General features: G+C 46.4%; 19 protein-coding genes. 15 read left to right on the forward strand and 4 right to left on the reverse strand.

The annotated features are described in order from the left end of the window. Nucleotides 1-62: 62 nt before the first annotated feature. On the forward strand, nt 63-1,001 hold the full coding sequence (locus tag BQ8014_RS11475; RefSeq protein WP_080904459.1) for an NAD(P)H-dependent flavin oxidoreductase: 939 nt from the start codon (nt 63-65) through the stop codon (nt 999-1,001). 60 nt (nt 1,002-1,061) lie between these two features. On the opposite strand, the gene BQ8014_RS11480 is transcribed toward BQ8014_RS11475, so the two are convergent. Together BQ8014_RS11480 and BQ8014_RS11485 are read right to left on the reverse strand one after the other, a co-directional pair. Then, nucleotides 1,062-1,607, reverse strand: a complete 546-nt coding sequence (locus tag BQ8014_RS11480; protein WP_080904460.1) for a lysophospholipid acyltransferase family protein — start codon at nt 1,605-1,607, stop codon at nt 1,062-1,064. Continuing rightward, entirely contained in the window at nt 1,604-1,906 is a 303-nt protein-coding gene (locus BQ8014_RS11485; RefSeq protein WP_080904461.1) for a hypothetical protein, read from the reverse strand. The genes BQ8014_RS11480 and BQ8014_RS11485 overlap by 4 nt, the downstream gene beginning before the upstream one ends. A gap of 222 nt (nt 1,907-2,128) precedes the next feature. Between BQ8014_RS11485 and BQ8014_RS11490 the strand changes: the two genes are divergently transcribed. Together BQ8014_RS11490 and glgP are read left to right on the forward strand one after the other, a co-directional pair. Then, nucleotides 2,129-3,784 (forward strand): glycogen/starch synthase, encoded by a 1,656-nt coding sequence (locus BQ8014_RS11490; protein ID WP_080904462.1) that lies wholly within the window; start codon nt 2,129-2,131, stop codon nt 3,782-3,784. 73 nt (nt 3,785-3,857) lie between these two features. Beyond that, complete coding sequence (gene glgP / locus BQ8014_RS11495) at nt 3,858-6,428, forward strand: alpha-glucan family phosphorylase (RefSeq protein ID WP_080904463.1); 2,571 nt, start codon at nt 3,858-3,860, stop codon at nt 6,426-6,428. A gap of 186 nt (nt 6,429-6,614) precedes the next feature. Here the strand turns inward: glgP and BQ8014_RS19410 are convergent, their stop codons facing one another. Next, complete coding sequence (locus BQ8014_RS19410) at nt 6,615-6,773, reverse strand: hypothetical protein (protein ID WP_160150085.1); 159 nt, start codon at nt 6,771-6,773, stop codon at nt 6,615-6,617. Between the two features lie 250 nt (nt 6,774-7,023). On the opposite strand from BQ8014_RS19410, the gene BQ8014_RS11500 reads away from it, so the two are divergent. The 10 genes from BQ8014_RS11500 (at nt 7,024) to BQ8014_RS11550 (ending at nt 17,251) form a co-directional block, all read left to right on the forward strand. After that, complete coding sequence (locus BQ8014_RS11500) at nt 7,024-7,578, forward strand: DUF5063 domain-containing protein (RefSeq protein WP_080904464.1); 555 nt, start codon at nt 7,024-7,026, stop codon at nt 7,576-7,578. Next, nucleotides 7,578-8,156, forward strand: coding sequence for a 3'-5' exonuclease (locus BQ8014_RS11505; protein WP_080904465.1), 579 nt, complete (start codon nt 7,578-7,580; stop codon nt 8,154-8,156). The genes BQ8014_RS11500 and BQ8014_RS11505 overlap by 1 nt, the downstream gene beginning before the upstream one ends. Next, complete coding sequence (locus BQ8014_RS11510; RefSeq protein ID WP_080904466.1) at nt 8,153-9,340, forward strand: class I SAM-dependent rRNA methyltransferase; 1,188 nt, start codon at nt 8,153-8,155, stop codon at nt 9,338-9,340. Before BQ8014_RS11505 ends, BQ8014_RS11510 begins: the two co-directional genes overlap by 4 nt. A 215-nt stretch (nt 9,341-9,555) precedes the next feature. Further along, complete coding sequence (mdh, locus tag BQ8014_RS11515; RefSeq protein ID WP_080904467.1) at nt 9,556-10,497, forward strand: malate dehydrogenase; 942 nt, start codon at nt 9,556-9,558, stop codon at nt 10,495-10,497. 124 nt (nt 10,498-10,621) lie between these two features. Next, nucleotides 10,622-11,293, forward strand: a complete 672-nt coding sequence (locus tag BQ8014_RS11520; RefSeq protein ID WP_080904468.1) for a DUF7847 domain-containing protein — start codon at nt 10,622-10,624, stop codon at nt 11,291-11,293. 188 nt (nt 11,294-11,481) lie between these two features. Continuing rightward, entirely contained in the window at nt 11,482-12,534 is a 1,053-nt protein-coding gene (locus BQ8014_RS11525) for a LacI family DNA-binding transcriptional regulator (protein ID WP_080904469.1), read from the forward strand. Nucleotides 12,535-12,546: 12 nt separating this feature from the next. Then, entirely contained in the window at nt 12,547-13,359 is an 813-nt protein-coding gene (locus tag BQ8014_RS11530; protein WP_080904470.1) for an SDR family oxidoreductase, read from the forward strand. Between the two features lie 23 nt (nt 13,360-13,382). Then, complete coding sequence (gene uxuA, locus BQ8014_RS11535) at nt 13,383-14,558, forward strand: mannonate dehydratase (protein WP_080904471.1); 1,176 nt, start codon at nt 13,383-13,385, stop codon at nt 14,556-14,558. Between the two features lie 87 nt (nt 14,559-14,645). Continuing rightward, nucleotides 14,646-15,725 carry a DNA polymerase IV gene (dinB, locus tag BQ8014_RS11540; RefSeq protein WP_080904472.1) on the forward strand — a complete coding sequence of 360 codons (1,080 nt, stop codon included), beginning with the start codon at nt 14,646-14,648 and terminating at the stop codon, nt 15,723-15,725. Between the two features lie 1,028 nt (nt 15,726-16,753). Further along, nucleotides 16,754-17,251 carry a DUF5640 domain-containing protein gene (locus BQ8014_RS11550; RefSeq protein WP_139785120.1) on the forward strand — a complete coding sequence of 166 codons (498 nt, stop codon included), beginning with the start codon at nt 16,754-16,756 and terminating at the stop codon, nt 17,249-17,251. On the opposite strand, the gene BQ8014_RS11555 is transcribed toward BQ8014_RS11550, so the two are convergent. After that, nucleotides 17,252-17,971, reverse strand: a complete 720-nt coding sequence (locus BQ8014_RS11555) for a tRNA1(Val) (adenine(37)-N6)-methyltransferase (protein ID WP_080905938.1) — start codon at nt 17,969-17,971, stop codon at nt 17,252-17,254. Between the two features lie 97 nt (nt 17,972-18,068). On the opposite strand from BQ8014_RS11555, the gene lon reads away from it, so the two are divergent. Continuing rightward, nucleotides 18,069-20,537, forward strand: coding sequence for an endopeptidase La (gene lon / locus BQ8014_RS11560; protein WP_080904475.1), 2,469 nt, complete (start codon nt 18,069-18,071; stop codon nt 20,535-20,537). Between the two features lie 50 nt (nt 20,538-20,587). Continuing rightward, a complete protein-coding gene (locus tag BQ8014_RS11565; RefSeq protein WP_080904476.1) occupies nt 20,588-20,833 on the forward strand; it encodes a thiamine-binding protein in 246 nt (81 codons plus the stop codon). Nucleotides 20,834-20,855: the final 22 nt, after the last annotated feature.

The following is a 20,855-nucleotide window of genomic DNA, read 5'->3' on the forward strand; positions in this document are numbered from 1 at the left end:
AGATACAAAATATCGTAAAAACGTGTATCTTGTCTTCGTTTTAAAAATAAAAATACCAGAACATGAATAGAATCTGTCAATTATTCGGAATTAAGTATCCTATCATTCAAGGAGGCATGGTATGGTGCAGTGGATGGAGATTGGCGGCGGCGGTCAGTAATGCAGGCGGTCTCGGGCTTATAGGCGCCGGCTCGATGCGTCCCGAAATCCTACAGGAACACATCTGTAAATGCAAGGCGGCAACCGACCGACCGTTCGGTGTAAATGTGCCTTTAATGTACCCTCAGATAGAAGATATCATGCAACTCTTGGTGGATGAACGGGTAAAAATCGTTTTTACTTCAGCCGGGAATCCGAAAAACTGGACAGGTTACCTGAAAGAGCGGGACATCAAAGTGGTCCATGTGGTAAGTAGTTCCAAATTCGCCCTTAAATGCGAGGAAGCCGGAGTCGACGCCATTGTCGCCGAAGGTTTTGAAGCCGGTGGCCATAACGGGCGGGAAGAAACGACAACCTTTTGTCTGATCCCGGCCGTACGGCGCTCCACCTCTCTGCCGCTCTTGGCGGCCGGAGGAGTCGGTACCGGCGCCCAGATGCTGGCGGCCTTCGCTTTGGGTGCGGAGGGCGTACAGATCGGTACCCGCTTTGCCTTAACCGAAGAAAGTTCCGCCCATCCGGCATTCAAGCAGCATTGCCTGGACTTGGAGGAGGGCGATACCAAGCTACTGCTGAAGAAACTCACTCCTGCCCGCCTGGCAAAAGGCGGTTTCAAAACGGCCGTGGAAGAAGCGGAAGCGCGTGGAGCCTCGCCGGAGGAATTAAGGGAACTGTTGGGCAGAGGACGCGCCAAAAAAGGAATTTTTGAAGGCGATCTGGAAGAAGGAGAATTGGAAATCGGGCAGATCGCCGCCCTTTTCCGCCGGCAACAGACGGTAGCCGAAGTCATGAACGAACTTATCTCCGACTACCAGACGGCGCGGGAACAGATCGATATATGGTAAACATCTATTCGTCATCACCATACATTGGTATAAAAACATGAAATCAGGAACCGATGGCGCTTATTCATTGGTAAAGTTTTCCGGATGGCGTCCGGTCTTATGCTGGTAACGGGCGCGTATTTCCTGGATATCCGCTTCGGCATCACCCGTCGGATAAAAGGTTCCCATAAAACCCACCTCCTTAAGATCATAGTCGATATAAGCCAACAGGATGGGCACATTGGCTTCCAGGGCAATGAAATAGAATCCTCGTTTCCAGTCATCCGTCTTCTTACGTGTTCCTTCAGGGGTAATGGCCAACTGGAAATAATTACGTTTGCCGAATTCCTCGACCATCTGTTGGGTGGTGGAGGTGCGTTGCCCACGATCTACAGGAATACCTCCAATCATATGAAAAAGAAGGTTGAATGGAAAAAAATACCATTCTTTCTTTATCAGGAAATTAGCTTTCCTGCCGATCGCCCAATAGAAAAATTTTCCGATAATAAAGTCCCAGTTACTCGTATGGGGAGCCACACAAATCACACACTTTTTCACGTCATCCCCCACCGAACCTATCCTCCAACCGAAAAGGCGGAGGATCGTTTTTGCAAGAATCCGGCTCATGCTTCCGCTTCTTTTATTCCACTAAGTTCATTGATTTCCCCGGCTATCGATTCTACCTCAACAACCAGGTCGTCAACCAACTTGCGGTAGTATTGCTTTACTATTGAGCGGTTCCCGTTACCTGACGGACGGTGCGCCCTGCGTACAAATTCCTCGTTCAGGCGGACAATCCGCGACAGTAATTGTTCTCCTTTTTCCTTATCCGATTCGGGTCTTTGCAAGATAGAAAACAGCGCTTCCGCAAACAAAGCGTCTGATATTGCGCTTATTTCTTTCTTTAAAAGTCTTTTATTTGCCATATTTCTAATTTTGTCAATGTGCAAAGATAGCATTGTTTGCCGAGACTACACAATGGCTGTCAAATTGACAATGTGCTTCTTTCGCCATTAAATAATATTTAAGGGTTAATTATAGATTGTTTAACGAATTAACAAAAAAAATAAGATATCTTTGACCTCCGTTTCCTGGCCCCGTTTATTTAATGAGATGAGAATGAGGGCCTATATATTTTAACAAGCCATATGATAACGCCTGAATATATTTTTGAAAGTAGTTGGGAAGTCTGCAACAAGGTAGGCGGAATTTATACCGTACTCTCTACCAAAGCGTACACCCTGCAGGAGAAATTCACCGACAAAGTAATTTTCATTGGTCCCGACTTAGGTCATATGCCGGCCGATTTCACGGAAGACATGACGCTTTTTACTTCCTGGCGGGATGCGCTTGTTAAAGAAGAACATTTGAAAATAAGGATCGGACGCTGGAAAGTTCCCGGAACACCTCCCGTACTTCTGGTTGATTACAAACTCTTTTTGAATAAAAAGAATGCACTCTATTATTCAATGTGGGAATCTTTCGGAGTGGATTCTTCGAAAGCATACGGCGATTACGACGATTCCTGCCTTTTTGCCTATGCCGTCGGCAAGGCCATCGAAAGCTTCCACAACCACTACCGGTTGCAAAAGAAGAAGGTAATAGCCCACTTCAATGAATGGATGCTCGGCATGGGAGCCCTTTATGTGAAGAAACATCTTCCCGGGATCGCAACGGTCTTTACGACACACGCGACTTCCATCGGACGCTCCATCGCCGGCAACGGAAAACCCTTATATGCTTACATGAATGAATATAACGGCGACCAGATGGCAAAGGAACTCCATATGGAAGCCAAACATTCCGTAGAGAAACAGGCCGCCCGCCACGTGGATTGCTTCACGACAGTAAGCGAAATTACCGCCTATGAATGCAAGCAACTGCTGGAGAAAGAGGCGTTGGTAACCCCGAACGGCTTCGAACCTAATTTTGTACCCGTCGGCAAAGAGTATGAAACCAAACGCCGGGAAGCAAGGGATACATTAATTAATGTGGCGGAGAAACTTTGCGGCTGTACGCTCTCTCCGGATACTTTCCTGATTGCAACCGGAGGCCGCTATGAATACAGGAATAAGGGCATCGATGTCTTTATCTCCTCGATGAACGCCCTTCGTACGGGCGGAGAACTGGAACGGGACGCCGTAGCGTTCCTCATGGTTCCGGGATGGGTTAAAGCTGCCCGATCAGACCTGAATGAGTTGATAAATAAAGATATACGCCAGGATCATCCCCTGCAGATGCCGTTCGCTACGCACTGGCTGAACCGGATGGAGGAAGACCGAATCATCAACTATATCCGCCAACTGGGCTTCACCAATACATCGACAGACCGGCTCAAAATCATCTTCGTCCCCTGTTATCTCAACGGGGAAGACGGTCTTTTCAACAAGTCCTATTATGACTTGCTGATCGGAATGGATGCGACCGTATTTCCTTCCTACTACGAACCTTGGGGCTATACCCCGCTGGAAAGTATTGCCTTCGGCATTCCGACAATTACAACCGACTTATCCGGATTCGGTCTGTGGGCAAAAAGTATCGTTTCCGGCTATAATATCGATGACGGCGTATCTGTCATCGACCGTACCGACTTCAACTATTTCGATGTGGTCAATCATATTACAAAGGATCTGCTTTCCTTGAGCAAAGACCAGGCACAAGCCGGACAGATAAGAAAGCGCTGTTTCGACCTGGCCTCCAAAGCCGAATGGAAAGAATTTATCCTTTACTATTACCAAGCCTTCGACACAGCACTCTCGAACACAAGGAAAAGAAATAAACGAGAAACAGTCGTCGTTTCATGAAAAGATTTTTATATTTGTATCATTAGACGACAATACTCATACGGAAAAAGACAAAAAATAACAGATTATAATTATGAAAATTAAGGTTAATAACACAAACGAACCTACGTGGAAAGTCGTTTATTCCCATTCCAAACTTCCACCTCAATTAGAACGACTTCAGGAAATAGCCACCAACCTCTGGTGGGTATGGAATTACGAAGGGGCAAAATTGTTCGGTAAGTTGGATCCTGATTTATGGAAATCGACCGAAGGTAATCCTGTTCTTCTCTTACAAAACCTGACACATAAACGCATTGAGGAAATTCTGGCCGATGAAGAATTGATGGCGGAAATCGATGTAGTATATAAACTGTTCAAATCATACATAAACGAAGCGCCGGATAAGACCAAACCATCCATTGCTTATTTCAGCATGGAATATGGCCTGACCAATGTATTAAAGATCTATTCCGGGGGCCTGGGCGTACTGGCCGGCGATTACCTGAAAGAAGCCAGCGACAGCCATATGGATCTTGTAGCCGTCGGCTTCCTTTACCGCTACGGCTATTTTACCCAAACTCTGTCCATGGACGGACAGCAGATCGCCAATTACGAACCGCAGGATTTCAGTACCCTTCCGCTGACGCAGGTCTTAACGCCCGATGGAACGCCGATGATTCTGGAAGTCCCTTATCCGGGACGGATTGTCTACGCAAACGTATGGGTTGTAAAGGTAGGGCGGGTTCCTTTATATTTAATGGATACCGATATCCCTTCCAACAGCGAATGGGATCGCTCCATCACCCACCAGCTCTATGGAGGGGACTGGGAGAACCGGATGAAACAGGAATATCTGCTGGGCATTGGAGGCATCCTCCTGCTCGATAAGCTGGGGATCCAGAAACAAGTCTATCATTGCAACGAAGGACATGCCGCTTTGATTAATGTGCAACGGCTTGTGAACTATATTCAGAAAGAAAGTTTAACTTTCAACCAGGCATTGGAAGTCGTTCGCGCCTCCGCCCTATATACCGTTCATACGCCGGTACCTGCAGGACATGATTACTTTGAAGAAAGCCTGTTCGGCAAATACATGGGCGAATTCCCCGCTAAATTGGGTATCAGTTGGCAGGACTTCATCGATATGGGACGCGCCAACCCCGGTACGAACGAAAAATTCTCCATGAGTACTTTTGCCTTGAATACCTGCCAGGAAGCGAACGGCGTAAGCAAATTGCACGGCAGGGTATCCCAAGAGATGTTCGCCCCCGTATGGAAAGGATACTTCCCCCAAGAACTACATGTAGGCTACGTAACCAACGGCGTCCATATGCCGACCTGGACAGCGACCGAATGGAAGAAATATTACAACCGGATTTTCGACAAGAACTTTCTTAATGACCAATCGAATAAAAAGATCTGGTCGGCTATCCAGCGAGTGCCGGACGAAGAGATCTGGAACATCCGCAAGATGTTGAAGAATAAACTGATCGACTATATCAAAGACCAATACAGAGGAAACTGGTTGAAGAATCAGGGAAATCCTTCCCAGGTGGTCAGCCTGTTGGAAAAGATTAATCCGAACGCCCTGCTGGTCGGTTTCGGCCGCCGGTTTGCTACTTACAAACGGGCGCACCTATTGTTTACCGATTTAGATCGCTTATCCAAAATAGTCAATAACGAAAAATATCCTATCCAGTTTGTTTATACAGGGAAAGCGCATCCGGCGGACGGAGGCGGACAAGGATTGATCAAGCATATAGTTGAGATTTCCCGCCGGCCTGAATTCTCCGGTAAGATCTTTTTCCTTGAGAATTACGATATGCGGTTGGCACGGCGTTTAATCTCCGGCGTGGATATCTGGCTGAACACCCCTACCCGCCCGTTGGAAGCTTCCGGAACTTCCGGTGAGAAGGCGGAAATGAACGGAGTGCTTAATTTTTCCGTTCTGGACGGATGGTGGTATGAAGGTTACCGCGAAGGTGCCGGCTGGGCTTTAACGGACAAACGGACTTATGAAAACCAGCAGTATCAGGATCAGTTGGATGCCGCTACGATTTATCATACGCTGGAAGACGAGATCATCCCGGCTTACTATGCCAAGAACAGCAAGGGATATTCTCCCGAATGGATCCAGTACATCAAAAGCTCCATTTCGGAAATAGCGCCGGACTACACGATGAAACGCATGCTCGACGACTATCTGAATCGTTTCTATAATAAGCTGGCAACGCGTTCCACCCTTCTGAAAGAGAATAATTATGCGGAGGCTAAGGATATCACTGCCTGGAAAGAAGAAGTGGTCACCCATTGGGACAGTTTCCAAGTGGAGTCCTTTACGTATGACAACGAATTATTTTCCTCGGCCGTCGTAGGTAAAGAATATAAAGCCGATATCGTAATCGACCGAAAAGAATTGAAGGCGATGCTGGGAATCGATCTGGTTTATACAAAAGAGAATCCGGATAATAATCAGACCGAATTTATTATTGCCGAACCGTTTGCGTTGGTAAAAGAAGAAGGTTCCAAACTATATTTTGAAATCAAGACGACTCCGGTTGAAGCCGGCCGGCTGAAACTCGGGGTACGTGTTTACCCGAAAAACGATAAGCTGCCCCACCGTATGGACTTTGCTTACGTACGCTGGATCGGAGGTTTCTGATGTAAACTGGGTTCCTCCTTACGCGAAGGATAGAAATAAGATAGGGTCAAAATATTTTGACTCTATTTTTTTTGACTTTAGGGCAACAAAAAAGGCGCTTACGCAACCTCATTGACGTAAGAGCCTAACCTCTTTAGATCCCTATCGCAGTCCAAATGACCCGATAGGATAAATACTTCACAAAAATCAGTTCTTTGCAGAACTTAAATTCAAATCGCCAGCAATCATACGACGTATTTGCGTACTGAGTTGTTGACACATAAACCCGTTACCTGCAGCCTGGTACCGACCAAGCGAATAACGCAGTTTAGCTAAATGACGATTCATTTCATTCGTTTTTGTCATGATAACCTAATTTTAAATAACCTATTAATCTAAATCCGGAGACTCTTCTCCTTTAATTCACTGCAAATATACAACAAGTTTTTCAAAAATATGCTATAAAACATAACTTTCATCTTTTTTAACTAAACCTTACCGGATATTCTGCCATTTGATCCACCGCATTTACGTCGGTTATACAACAACAAAGCAATAAATTTCTTACTTTTGCAAACGAAACGAAAAATAGTGTTCTACAAATTCTTAACTTAAAATGGAAAAGGAAGAGAGTCCGATATATAACAAAAATACAATCGAATTTGTGACTGTAGCATTGGAGTTTTGCTCTTTTGTCGAGACACTTCCCTCTTTAAATCAATTCACTTTCGTTGATAAGACCGTTAAATTGCTTCCTCTTTTATATCTGAAGGCAACGCTTTTACCGGAAGTTTATCCCCTGAACCGGGAGGCTTTTCCCGAACTTTATATAACGGAAGAGATGTATAACCAAGTAAGAGAGCGTATTGCAACCCTTCTTGAAGAAAAGGATACCTATCTGGACACTTTCCAATCGGATATGAAATACAGTGACAGTCCTATCGCCGCCTTCATTTCGGAAGATATAGCGGATTTGTATCAGGATATCGGTAATTTTGTTTCTATTTTCCGCCAGGGATATGACGAGGCGATGGAAGAAGCAATGGCCTCGTGTCTGGAGAATTTCCGTCAATATTGGGGGCAAAAACTTTTGAACGCCTTAAAAGCCTTGCATTCGATCCGCTACGACGAAAAATTCGAGTTGAAAACCAATGAGGAAGAATTAGCCTAATGCACTATATCAACACCATAAAGAAAGAAGAGATTGCTTCCCTGCCGATAGAAGAATTTCCCGGGCAGATTATTGTCGTCGAACGTGAGAACCAGGTTCCGGACGCTATCAAGGTGCTTACCGACAGTAAGGAAGTGGGATTCGATACGGAAACCCGTCCGACCTTTGCCAAAGGAAAAACCCATCAGGTGGCATTAATCCAACTCTCGACGGAAGAGATTTGCTATCTTTTCCGCTTAAACTTGCTCGGTATGCCGAAAGAGCTGGAATTTTTCCTGAAAGACATGTCCGTCAAGAAGATCGGGCTTTCGCTTAGGGATGACTTCAATGCATTGCGCAAGCGTACCAACATAGAACCGGTCAATTTCCTGGATCTTCAGAATTATGTCAGCCAATACGGCATCGACGACGCCAGTCTTCAAAAGATCTATGCAATCCTGTTTAAAAAGAAAATATCAAAAAGAGCTCGTCTGAGCAATTGGGAATCCGGTTTCCTTACCGAAGCGCAGCAGAAGTATGCTGCGTTGGATGCCTGGGCCTGCTTGCGAATCTATAAGTTCCTGAATTTACCCCAATGAATTATAAAAAGATATATCTAAAACCGAAGAAGGAAGAGTCCATTCTCCGCTTTCATCCGTGGATTTTCTCCGGCGCCATCGCCTCATGTTCCGCAGAACCGGAAGAAGGAGAGATCGTCGAAATAATCGGCGCGAACCAGCAATTCCTCGGCGTCGGGCATTATCAGATCGGGAGCATTGCGATCCGGATCTTATCCTTCGAGCCTACCATAATCGACAGCGCCTTTTGGGATCAGCGGATTGAAGCAGCCTACGCACTTCGGAAAGCCATCGGGCTGGTCGGCGCAAGTGACGGCAACACCTACCGGTTGATCCATGGAGAAGGGGATAATTTGCCGGGACTGGTGGTCGATATCTATGATCAGACCGCAGTCATGCAAGCTCATTCCATAGGCATGCACCTCTCACGGAAGGAAATTGCCGAATCGATGATACGCATACTCGGTGGCACATTGAAAGCCATTTATTATAAATCGGACAGCACATTGCCCTTCAAAGCCGATCTGGGAAACGAAGACGGTTATCTGTACGGAGAAAATGGCGGAGAGGGCATTGCGACGGAACATGGGCTAAAGTTCTATGTGGACTGGCGCAAAGGACAGAAAACCGGCTTTTTTGTCGACCAACGGGAGAACCGTGCGCTCCTTCAGGCTTATGCCAAAGGCCGTTCGGTGCTTAATATGTTCTGTTACACCGGAGGATTCTCCTTCTATGCCATGCGCGGAGGAGCCAAGGTCGTTCATTCGGTAGATAGTTCGGCCAAAGCAATCGCCCTGACCAACCAAAATGTAGCCCTGAACTTTCCCGACGATCCCCGGCATCAAGCCTTTGCCGAAGACGCATTCAAATATCTGGAGAAAATGGGGAGCAATTACGATCTGATCATCCTCGATCCTCCGGCTTTCGCCAAGCACCGGAATGTATTGAGAAACGCCCTGCAGGGATACCGCAAACTGAATGCAATCGCTTTTGAGAAAATAAAACCGGGAGGCATTCTCTTTACTTTCTCCTGCTCACAGGTCGTAAGCAAAGAGAATTTCCGGCTGACGATTTTCAGTGCCGCCGCACAAGCCGGGCGCAAGGTACGTGTGTTGCACCAACTGACGCAACCTGCCGACCATCCGGTCAACATCTATCACCCGGAGGGAGAATACCTCAAGGGGCTGGTTTTGTACGTTGAGTAGAAAACCGGCAAACATCAGAATATCCCAATCCATTTCTATATCCGGCATGAAAAAGGGATCCGATAAAATTTAAACAGTCTCTCATCGATTTTTAAGAATGATTGGCAAAATTATATACGGAAATATTTCTTTATTAAAGAATACGTAGTAATTTTGTGGAGGTTTTAAGGAATAAAAGATTATTTCAAGGTAAAACATTATAAATTAAAAAGATCATGTCTAAAGTAACAGTAGTAGGCGCCGGTAACGTAGGCGCTACATTAGCAAATGTTCTTACATTCAATGAGGTTGCAGACGAAGTCGTCGTATTGGATGTCAAAGAAGGCGTTTCCGAAGGAAAAGCAATGGATATCATGCAAACAGCCCAGTTGTTAGGTTTTGATACGACTCTTATCGGTACAACAAACGATTATGCAGCTACGGCAAACTCCGATGTAGCAGTAATTACCTCCGGTATTCCCCGTAAGCCCGGTATGACGCGTGAAGAATTAATCGGTGTAAATGCAGGAATCGTAAAGAGTGTCGCACAGAACATCTTGAAATATTCTCCCAATGTTATCCTGATCGTGATTTCCAATCCGATGGATACCATGACCTACCTTTCATTAAAGTCATTGGGCTTGCCTAAGAACCGGATCATCGGTATGGGCGGCGCATTGGACAGCTCACGTTTCAAATATTACCTGTCTCAGGCTTTGGGAGCTAACGCAAACGAAGTAGAAGGTATCGTAATCGGCGGCCATGGAGATACGACCATGATTCCTCTGGCTCGCCTGGCAACCTACAAAGGTGTTCCGGTAAGCCAATTGTTGAGCGCCGAGAAACTGGACGAGGTAGTGAAAGCAACGATGGTAGGCGGCGCCACCCTGACCGGCCTGCTGGGAACTTCCGCTTGGTATGCTCCGGGAGCGGCGGGAGCTTATGTCGTTGAATCCATCATCCACAACCAGAAAAAAGTAATTCCTTGCTCCGTTTATCTGGAAGGAGAATACGGACAATCCGATATCTGCATCGGCGTACCGGTTGTATTAGGTAAAAACGGTATCGAAAAGATCATTTCTTTGGACCTGAATGATGCCGAAAAAGAATTGTTTGCCAAGAGTGCAGATGCAACCCGCAAGACAAACAATGTTTTGAAGGAGATCAATGCTCTCTAAACCGATAGATTAAATAAATGAAGGAGGTTCTGCAAAGAATCTCCTTTTTTATTGCATAAAAGTTTGCCGGAAAAACAAAAACAATTACTTTTATATCCGTTTTAAATCTTTAACAATCACAAAAATGAAGCAACAAATAGTCATTTCTGAGGCACTTAAAGCAGCTTGGAAAAGCTTAAAAGAGCAAATTTGGATATTAGTCGGGTTGTTGGTCGGATATACTATCATCTATTTTCTATTGAATATATTTACTCCGACTAATGAAGTAGGAGCTCCCAAAGGAATTACCGGCGGTGTCATGTACTTTGTCTCCTTCGCTTTCACCACCCTTTTCTATCTGGGTTACATCAAAAACCTGTTTCAGGCTTTAGACGGGGAAGAGCCGCAATTTTCAGCCTACGGGCAACAATCCGGAAAGATCCTTAAAGGCATGATTACATCCATACTTTACTCTCTCATCATGGTTATCGGGCTCTGCTTGCTGATTATTCCCGGCATCTACCTGGGGCTCCGGCTCCAATTTGCCTTTTACTTTATCGTGGAGGAAAATACCGGTATCCTGGATTCTCTGAAGAAGAGCTGGACAATCACAAAAGGACAAGTCTTCCCCTTGTTTCTCCTTTTACTGGTAGGCATCGGAATTGTGATCTTGGGAATTATAGCATTAGGCATCGGTGTTTTTGTTGCCATACCTTTAATTTTTATGGCTTCATGTTATGTATTCCGCAAGTTGAATGCTCCTGCCGCATCGATATTGGAAGAAGAAGGAACCTTCCTGGCGAAAGCGGAAAACTGAAATCATTCATAACTTCAGAAGCCATTCACAATAAAAGTGAACGGCTTCTTTGTTAAAAAATATATCTTTCCCGGATTACTTCCTTTCTTTTGGTGTCGATTCAAAATACTTTTATACATTTGTTGTGTGCGAACACAAGATAATATAAATTAATTGTGTCGATAAACGGTTAACCTCAATAATTAAAAATGAAACACTATAGAATCAAAGATATAGCGAAGCTGTCCGGCGTATCGACGGGTACAGTCGACCGGATTTTGCATAAAAGAGGCAGAGTGTCCGAAGAGGCTCAGAAAAAAGTAGAAAAAGTCCTTAAGGAAATCGATTACCAACCGAATATGATTGCCCGGTCGCTTGCCCTAAAAAAAAACTATCGCTTTCTGACACTTACGCCTTCCTTTGAAGCGGGAGATTATTGGTCGCAGGTCTGCAGTGGCATTGACAAGGCGGAAAGCGAACTGCACTACTACAACATCGAAGTCATCAGGAAATATTTCGACCAATATGACAACGGCAGCTTTGACCGGCTGATCGATGAGATTAAAGAAGACACCTACGAGGGAGTCATCATTGCCACGCTTTTCAGAAACAGTTGTATACGGCTCATGGAGGAACTCGACCGGAGGGAGATCCCTTACGTCATGATCGATTCTTATATAGAGAATACAAACAGCCTGGCTTATTACGGGACGGATTCATTCATCTCCGGCTTTATTGCAGGACGATTGCTATCCGAACAGACAAAACCGGCGGATGATATCCTGATCTTCCATATTAACCAGAACACGGTATCGACCCAGATCACAAACCGGAGGGCGGGCTTCCAGCAATACCTTGTCGAACATAACCACAAAGGCCATATATTTACCGTTCATCTCGATTCCCACGATGAAGAGAAAAACGATCAGATCTTAGATCGCTTTTTCGAAATGCATCCGCAAGTACAGGCGGGGATTATCTTCAACTCAAGGGTACATTTTCTATCCCGGTATTTTCAGTCGCATCCTTCGCTGAAGCATTTCAAAATGATCGGATACGATATCGTAGACGCCAATATACCCTGCCTGGACAGCGGTTTCGTAAGTCATCTGATCTCCCAACGGCCGGAAGTACAGGGACTGAACAGCGTGAAAGCCTTATTCCGGCATTTGGTCCTGAAAGAGAAAGTGGATGGAATCAATTATATGCCGATGGATATCCTGATGAAGGAAAACGTACATTATTATAATAATTACATATAATCTAATTAAGAAATGTCAAATTTATTTAGTATCAAAGAAAAGGTAATCCTTCTGACCGGAGGATGCGGAATCTTAGGGAGCAGCATGGCCAAGTATCTGGCCGGCGAAGGTGCACGGGTAGTCGTGTTGGACAGGAATGCCGAACGAGGCGAAGAACTCGTTAAAGAAATCAAGGACGACGGCGGAGAAGCGCTCTTCCTTACGACCGATGTGTTGAAGAAAGAATTGCTCGAAGAAAACAGGAAAGCAATTATAAGTGCCTACGGCCGTATCGACGTATTGATCAACCTTGCCGGAGGGAATATGGCCGGGGCGACAATTCCGCCGGATAAAACCATCTTTGACCTGGACATCGAAGCTTTCCGGAAAGTAGTCGACCTGAACCTCTTCGGTACGGTTTTGCCGACTATGGTCTTCGCCGATGCGATGGTCAAACAAAAGAAAGGAAGTATCATCAATATATCTTCCGAATCGGCTTTACGCCCGCTGACCCGTGTCGTCGGCTACGGATGCGCCAAATCGGCAATCAACAGCTTTACGCAATATATGGCAGGGGAATTGGCCCGCAAATTCGGTGAAGGCTTGCGTGTCAACGCGATTGCCCCGGGATTCTTCCTGACGGAACAAAACCGCACGCTGATGAGCAACCCGGATGGGACTCCGACCGATCGCTGCAAAACGGTTATCGCCCATACGCCTTTTGCCCGTTTGGGACAACCGGAAGAACTCCTGGGCACCATCCAATGGTTGGCAAGCGATGCTTCCGCATTCGTAACCGGCACCATCACTCCTATCGACGGAGGTTTTGACGCCTTTTCCATTTAATAACCATAAAATAAAGAAACTATATGTATCTATCCGAACAAACGTGGCGTTGGTACGGGCCGAAAGACCCGGTAAGCCTGTGGGATATCCGCCAAGCGGGAGCCACCGGTATAGTGAGCGCCCTGCATCATATCCCCAACGGGGAAGTCTGGACCGTAGAAGAGATCAAAAAGCACAAGGCATTGATTGAAGATGCCGGGCTCCGCTGGAGCGTTGTCGAAAGCGTGCCGGTACATGAACATATCAAAACGCAAACGGGAGATTTCCAACGTTATATTGAGAATTACAAAGAAAGCCTGCGTAACTTGGGCGCTTGCGACATTAAGATCGTTACCTACAACTTTATGCCGGTATTGGACTGGACTCGTACGGATTTGGCCTATACCCTGCCCGACGGCTCCAAGGCGCTTCGTTTCGAACGCGCCGCCTTTGTCGCATTCGATCTGTTTATTCTGAAGCGCCCCGGTGCGGAAAAAGAATACACCGAGGCTGAAAAGGAGAAAGCCAAAGCACGGTTCGACGGCATGAGCGAAGCGGAACGCCATCAGTTAACGCGCAACATGATAGCCGGGCTTCCCGGATCGGAAGAGAGCTTTACCATCGAACAATTCCAGGAAGCTCTGGACCGCTATAAAGACATCGACGCCGAGAAGCTTCGCGCCAACCTGATCTATTTCCTTCGCGAAATAGCTCCGGTAGCGGACGAGGCAGGCGTTCACCTGGTGATCCATCCGGACGATCCTCCCTACCCTATCCTCGGCTTGCCGCGCATTCTCAGTACGGAGGATGACTTCCGGAAACTGGTTGAAGCCGTCCCGAACGAAAGCAACGGGCTTTGCCTTTGCACCGGCTCTTTCGGTGTGCGGAGCGATAACGACCTGGCGGGAATCATGAGACGCTTCGGCGACCGGGTGAACTTTGTTCATCTGCGGAGCACGCAACGGGATGACGAGGGTAACTTCTATGAAGCCAACCATCTGGAAGGCGACGTGGATATATACGGAGTCATGAAGGCTTTCCTTGAACTGCAACAACGCCGCCAATGCTCCATTCCTTTCCGTCCCGACCATGGGCACCAGATGATCGACGATTTGAAAAAGAAGACGAACCCCGGATATTCCTGCATCGGCCGCCTGAGAGGCTTAGCGGAACTTCGCGGATTAGAACTCGGAATCGCCCGCTCTATATTCGATAAATAAGCGGAAAAAATAAAATAGCTATTCGTAAATTGTCCTGTGGGAAATTTTTATTTTCTTGCAGGATAATTTGTTTTTCGGGCGGAACGAATGAGAAAGATCATACATATCGACATGGATGCGTTTTACGCTTCGATCGAGCAGCGGGATCATCCCGAATACCGGGGTAAGCCGCTCGCTGTCGGTTATCCCGGCGCGCGGGGTGTCGTTGCCACCGCCAGTTACGAAGCGCGCCGTTATGGCATCCATTCGGCAATGCCGTCGGTGACGGCTCTCCGGAAATGTCCGCATCTTCTTTTTGTCCCGGCACACTTTGAGGTCTATAAATCCGTTTCCAGGCAGATCCGGCAGATTTTCTTCGATTACACCGACCTGGTCGAACCCTTGTCCCTGGATGAAGCATTTTTGGACGTAACGGTCAACCATAAACAGATGCAAGTAGCTACCCGCATCGCCGAAGAAATCCGGGGACGTATTTATAAAGAAACCGGGCTGACCGCTTCGGCGGGCGTCTCTTTCAATAAGTTTCTGGCAAAGATCGCGTCTGATGTCAAGAAACCGGACGGACTCTTCGTGATCAAGCCGCGGAATGCGGAACCGTTTCTCGAGCAGCTTCCGATCGAACGCTTTTTCGGCATCGGAAAAGTGACGGCCGAAAGAATGCATCAACTGGGCATCCACAATGGGTTCGACCTGAAGCAGCATTCGATAGAAGAGCTCGCCGCCTGGTTCGGCAAGGCAGGCATGATTTACTACCAGCATGCCCGGGGCATTGACGACCGGCAGGTAGAACCGAACCGGATCCATAAGTCGATCGGCGCCGAAACGACCTTTGCGGAAGATTATGATTCCATTGACGTCCTGAAGGAGCAACTCAAGGAAATTGCGGAGGATGTCATCCGGCGAATTAACAAACATTCTTTCCAGGGACGAACAGTTACATTGAAAATCAAGTATGCCGACTTCCGTACGATCACCCGCAGCCGCTCTTTCCAGTTCCCCGTCACGGACTACGATTCGTTATATAAAAACGGTACAGAACTGCTGGCAGATATTTCGCTCACCCCCAAAGTCCGCCTGATCGGCCTCACTATCAAAAACAACGACCTCCCCAAGTTAGGGGATGCCTTCCAACTGGAATTAGATTTCAAAGAAAATTGGAACCCATAAAGAATACAAATTGTTATGATAGTTACTGATTTTTAGATAAAGTACTCAGGCAAACTCCTGTTATGTTCAGCGGAAGCAAGCGAATATAGTCTACACCTATAATCATTTTGCATTTAAACCCCTGTTATGTTCGGCGGAAGCAAGCGGATATAGTCTACACCTATAATCGTTTTGCTTTTAAACTCCTGTTATGTTCGGCGGAAGCAAGCGAATATAGTCTACACCTATAATCATTTTGCATTTAAACCCCTGTTATGTTCGACGGTAGCAAGCGGATATAGCCTACACCTATAATGATTTTGCATTTAAACTCGGAACGAAACGGCACCTTGGAGCTTGAATTGCCCTACACCTATAATGATTTTGCATTTAAACCCCTGTTATGTTCGACGGAAGCAAGCGGATATAGTCTACACCTATAATCGTTTTGCTTTTAAACTCCTGTTATGTTCGGCGGAAGCTCCCGCTTCCGTCGGTGATAAAAGCGAGGCTCCCGCCTCGCAATGATTCTCCTTTTTTAAGGATAGGCAAAGCGGGAGCTTTACTTCCAACACTACGGAGTGAAGACACTCCGCCGAACAAATGGGTAAATTCGTTTGCCTCGTAAAGTACTGACAAGTCAATTTTCACCCGCCGTAATAAGATCTTTCTCTGGGCGGGAAAAGATCTTTTACTGACCAGAGAAAGATCTTTTCCCAGCCAGAGAATATTAGTTTCCCAATACACAAACAGGCAATCGCCTGTACCGAGTAACTCTATCGGGTATTACTTTTCCTTAAGAAGGATATACCCGATCGTATAAGAGGCATTCCCAGCCGACATGAACGGACATTGGAATCGTAACGGGTCGAAAGAAAGGCCATCCGTCAGCAAATATTCCAATTGATTATCATCAAGTTATAAAGAGCGGAGGGGTAAAGAAAATAATTTCTAAAGTTACTTAATAAAAAGAGGTAAAATATTTTGTAAAGAAAAGGTTTTTAACTTCTTTTGCACCCAATTATTTGATCCGTTTAAATGAATCAGCCATGGCTAAATTTATGCTTTCGCTTTTCCTGTTATACCTTTTTACACAGGCTAATAGTCAGATATCCGCCTATTCGGAGGATAATCCGCTATTAGGTACATGGAAGTATGTAAAAACCAAAGTGGATATAAAAACAAGCGATCCTACCGCTACGGGCATTATCAAGGATGATATTGTAAACGCTCCGATGGGTACCCTTACCTTCCGGCAGGACGGGACGGGAACTTCCTTGGCTGAGGTCAAGGAAATGAATGATTCCTTCGAATTTGAATTTACATACGACCTTACCGGCGATTCGCTGATTATCTACACGGAAATTGTTCCTGGCGAAGATGATTTCGATGGATATAATTATATGATTTCCGGGAAGACGTTGACTTTGGTATCGGACAACACGAGCGAATACGATGCGGACACACTGGAAGATATAGACGTTCCCAATCCGGACCAGGTAAAGATCGAAAAAGTAATTTCGACTTTCATCTATACCCGCCCCTGATTACATGTTCAGGTAGAAGTCTTTGGTCAGCCGGATATATTCCGGTGTATACTGATGCCTTTTCTCCTCTATCACCAACCGGTTCGTTTCAACCGGATCATCCGCCTGCTTTGGGGAAAGTTCCACGAGATAACGCTTGGGGACGGCTCCGGGAACGGGGGCCACTTCGGTCAGGCGCCGGATCGACAGCACATGGGCGGGAAGCAATAGCAACAATTCCTCATAAAGCGCAGGCGGCAGGATCAGTGAGATTTTCCCCTCTTCCGTGAGCATCGAACGTCCGAGGCGTATCAGGTCGGATAAAGACAGGCTGTCGTTATGTCGCGCCAGACTCCTTTTTTCTTCCGGGCTTTTCAGGGAACGGACAAAATAAGGAGGGTTCGAAACGATTAAATCGTAACGCTTGTTATTCGTTTCGGCATATTCGGAAAGGGAAAGGGAATGCACCCGGATCCGGCCGGCAAAGGGAGAGCCGAGCGCATTACCGGCAGCCTGTTCGCAGGCATCAGCGTCAATGTCGATGGCGTCGATTTGGGCATGGGAGTTTTTCTGGGCTAACATTAAAGCGATTAACCCCGTACCGGTGCCGATATCCAAGATACGGGCGGCTCCTGCGGCCTCTGTCCATGCTCCGAGCAAAACACCATCCGTTCCCACTTTCATGGCGCACCGGTCTTGCAGAATCAGAAATTGTTTAAACTGAAAATACGAATTCGCCATACGATCTTGCAAAAGTAAACGGTTTTTGACATAAAAGCTGTAACTTTGGCACATATTTTGTCCAAGCTATCAATAAATACAAGAATATACATACGCAATGAAAAAAAACAAGCTTAGAATGCTTCCCGAAGATACTTATGACGACATGGACGACAACATAGGAATGGTAGTCCCCATCCTGACCGAATGTGATATCGATGACGATTTCTCCGACGGTTTGGAAAAATTGGGAAGTGAAATTCCTTTGCTTCCGCTCCGCAATATGGTTCTCTTTCCGGGCGTAGCCATGCCGGTCATGGTAGGGCGGCCCAAATCCTTGCGGTTGATCAAAGAGGCCGTACAAAAGAAAAAACTCATTGCCGTAGTTTGCCAGAAAGAAAAAGATACGGAAGAACCTGAACAGGAAGATCTTTTCAACATCGGCGTCATAGCGGAGGTGATCCGCATCCTCGAAATGCCGGACGGTACAACCACCGCCATCTTACAGGGGAAGAGGCGCTTCCTGCTGAACGAAGTCACCGCTACGGAACCTTATCTGAAAGCGAGGATCACGCAAATGACGGAGACCATGCCGGGTAAAAGCGATCGTGAATTCGAGGCCTTGATCTCCACGATCAAGGATCTGACGATCAAGATGCTTCACGCAATCTCCGACCCTCCGCGCGATCTGGTTTTTTCGATACGTAATAACCAGAACGTGATCTATCTGATCAATTTCTCGTGTTGCAATATCCTGACGAGCGCCTCCGAAAAGCAAGAGCTGCTGTCGATCGGCGACCTGAAAGACCGTGCCTACCGGCTGCTATTCATCCTGAACCGGGAGTATCAGTTGCTTGAGTTGAAGGCATCTATCCAACTTAAGACACAAGAAGATATCAATAAGCAACAAAAGGAATATTTCCTCCAACAACAGATGAAGGCCATCCAAGAGGAATTGGGAGGCAATATCAATGATTTGGAAATAAAGGAACTCCGTGAAAAGGCGAAGAAAAAGAAATGGCCGGCCGCCGTTGCCGAAACATTTGAGAAGGAGCTCAGCAAGCTGGAGCGCCTGCATCCCCAGTCTCCGGACTATTCCATGCAGACACAATATGTGCAAACGATCATCAATCTGCCGTGGGAAGAATACAGCAAAGACAATTTCAATCTGACGCATGCGCAGAAAGTACTGGATCATGACCATTATGGACTGGAAAAGGTAAAAGAACGTATCATCGAACACCTGGCCGTATTGAAACTGAAAAACGACCTGCGGGCCCCGATCATCTGCCTATACGGCCCTCCGGGAGTCGGTAAGACATCTTTGGGGAAATCGATTGCCAAGGCATTAAACCGTAAGTATGTGAGGGTTTCATTAGGCGGATTGCACGATGAAGCGGAGATCCGCGGCCATCGCCGTACTTATATCGGCGCGATGCCGGGACGTATTATCCAGAACATACAGAAAGCCGGCACTTCGAATCCGGTATTTGTTCTCGATGAAATCGACAAGGTCAGCAACGATTTTAAGGGAGATCCCTCTTCCGCTCTATTGGAAGTGCTTGATCCGGAGCAGAACAATGCTTTCCATGACAATTATCTGGACATTGATTATGACCTGAGCAAGGTGATGTTCATCGCCACGGCAAACGACCTGAATACGATCGCCCAGCCGTTGTTGGATCGGATGGAGTTAATCGAAGTGAACGGCTACATTCTGGAAGAGAAGGTGGAAATAGCCACCCATCACCTGGTTCCTAAACAAATAGAAGCTCATGGTATTTCCAGAAAACAGATTTCGATACCCAGGAAGACGTTACAAGCCATCGTAGAATCTTACACCCGTGAAAGCGGTGTCCGTGAATTGGATAAGAAAATAGCGAAAATCATGAGAAAGGTAGCACGAAAGTTGGCTACCGACGAATCGTCATTCACGCCGGTGACAATCAAACCGGCGGATCTGGTCGACTATTTGGGACAAGTGGAATATACACGTGATAAATATCAGGGTAATGACTATGCCGGCGTCGTAACCGGATTGGCCTGGACTACGGTTGGCGGAGAGATCCTGTTTGTCGAATCCAGCCTGAGTAAAGGAAAAGGATCGAAGCTGACAATCACGGGTAATCTGGGGGATGTCATGAAAGAGTCCGCCATTCTGGCATTGGAATACGTCCATTCCCACGCTGACCAATTCGGGATCAACGAAGAGTTATTTGAGAATTGGAACGTCCACATCCACGTACCGGAAGGGGCTATTCCGAAAGATGGCCCCAGTGCAGGAGTTACAATGGTTACCTCTCTGGTTTCTTCCTTCACGCAAAGGAAAGTAAACAAGAACTTGGCGATGACGGGGGAAATTACGCTACGCGGAAAAGTTTTGCCGGTCGGTGGCATCAAGGAAAAGATACTGGCAGCAAAACGCGCCGGCATCACGAATCTGATTCTGTGCAAAGACAACAAGAAAGATATCGATGACATCAATCCCGACTATCTGTCCGGGCTGACCTTCCATTATGTCGATGACATCACGGAAGTGATCAGACTTGCCCTCTCGGATGAAAAAGTAGACCATCCCCTTTTCTGATGCCGGATGAACAAAACCGGAGCGGAATAGGTTAATAAGAAAAAAGGAATATGAAAGTCTCTGTTGAAATTAGTTATTATCCCCTCAAAGAGGAATTCAAAGCTCCGGTAAAGGCATTTATTGCGGATCTGAAGAAAGAAGATAAGATTACGGTGAAACCGAACAGTATGTCTACGCATGTGTTTGGCGAATACGAAGATGTGATGTATGCTTTGACACGTTGTATAAAAGAGGCATTTGAGTTGCCCAACAGTATCTTTACCTTGAAGATCATGAATCTGGATAGAGATAAATAAGGGTGTTTTACATTCACATCCT

The sequence above is a fragment of the Parabacteroides sp. Marseille-P3160 genome (assembly GCF_900162725.1).
Lineage (GTDB): Bacteria > Bacteroidota > Bacteroidia > Bacteroidales > Tannerellaceae > Marseille-P3160.

Bases quoted from the DNA above. Each gene is read 5' to 3' on its own strand.
- BQ8014_RS11475 (WP_080904459.1), top strand. From the start codon at position 63: ATGAATAGAATCTGTCAATTATTCGGAATTAAGTATCCTATCATTCAA.
- BQ8014_RS11480 (WP_080904460.1), bottom strand. From the start codon at position 1,607: ATGAGCCGGATTCTTGCAAAAACGATCCTCCGCCTTTTCGGTTGGAGG.
- BQ8014_RS11485 (WP_080904461.1), bottom strand. From the start codon at position 1,906: ATGGCAAATAAAAGACTTTTAAAGAAAGAAATAAGCGCAATATCAGAC.
- BQ8014_RS11490 (WP_080904462.1), top strand. From the start codon at position 2,129: ATGATAACGCCTGAATATATTTTTGAAAGTAGTTGGGAAGTCTGCAAC.
- glgP (WP_080904463.1), top strand. From the start codon at position 3,858: ATGAAAATTAAGGTTAATAACACAAACGAACCTACGTGGAAAGTCGTT.
- BQ8014_RS19410 (WP_160150085.1), bottom strand. From the start codon at position 6,773: ATGACAAAAACGAATGAAATGAATCGTCATTTAGCTAAACTGCGTTAT.
- BQ8014_RS11500 (WP_080904464.1), top strand. From the start codon at position 7,024: ATGGAAAAGGAAGAGAGTCCGATATATAACAAAAATACAATCGAATTT.
- BQ8014_RS11505 (WP_080904465.1), top strand. From the start codon at position 7,578: ATGCACTATATCAACACCATAAAGAAAGAAGAGATTGCTTCCCTGCCG.
- BQ8014_RS11510 (WP_080904466.1), top strand. From the start codon at position 8,153: ATGAATTATAAAAAGATATATCTAAAACCGAAGAAGGAAGAGTCCATT.
- mdh (WP_080904467.1), top strand. From the start codon at position 9,556: ATGTCTAAAGTAACAGTAGTAGGCGCCGGTAACGTAGGCGCTACATTA.
- BQ8014_RS11520 (WP_080904468.1), top strand. From the start codon at position 10,622: ATGAAGCAACAAATAGTCATTTCTGAGGCACTTAAAGCAGCTTGGAAA.
- BQ8014_RS11525 (WP_080904469.1), top strand. From the start codon at position 11,482: ATGAAACACTATAGAATCAAAGATATAGCGAAGCTGTCCGGCGTATCG.
- BQ8014_RS11530 (WP_080904470.1), top strand. From the start codon at position 12,547: ATGTCAAATTTATTTAGTATCAAAGAAAAGGTAATCCTTCTGACCGGA.
- uxuA (WP_080904471.1), top strand. From the start codon at position 13,383: ATGTATCTATCCGAACAAACGTGGCGTTGGTACGGGCCGAAAGACCCG.
- dinB (WP_080904472.1), top strand. From the start codon at position 14,646: ATGAGAAAGATCATACATATCGACATGGATGCGTTTTACGCTTCGATC.
- BQ8014_RS11550 (WP_139785120.1), top strand. From the start codon at position 16,754: ATGGCTAAATTTATGCTTTCGCTTTTCCTGTTATACCTTTTTACACAG.
- BQ8014_RS11555 (WP_080905938.1), bottom strand. From the start codon at position 17,971: ATGGCGAATTCGTATTTTCAGTTTAAACAATTTCTGATTCTGCAAGAC.
- lon (WP_080904475.1), top strand. From the start codon at position 18,069: ATGAAAAAAAACAAGCTTAGAATGCTTCCCGAAGATACTTATGACGAC.
- BQ8014_RS11565 (WP_080904476.1), top strand. From the start codon at position 20,588: ATGAAAGTCTCTGTTGAAATTAGTTATTATCCCCTCAAAGAGGAATTC.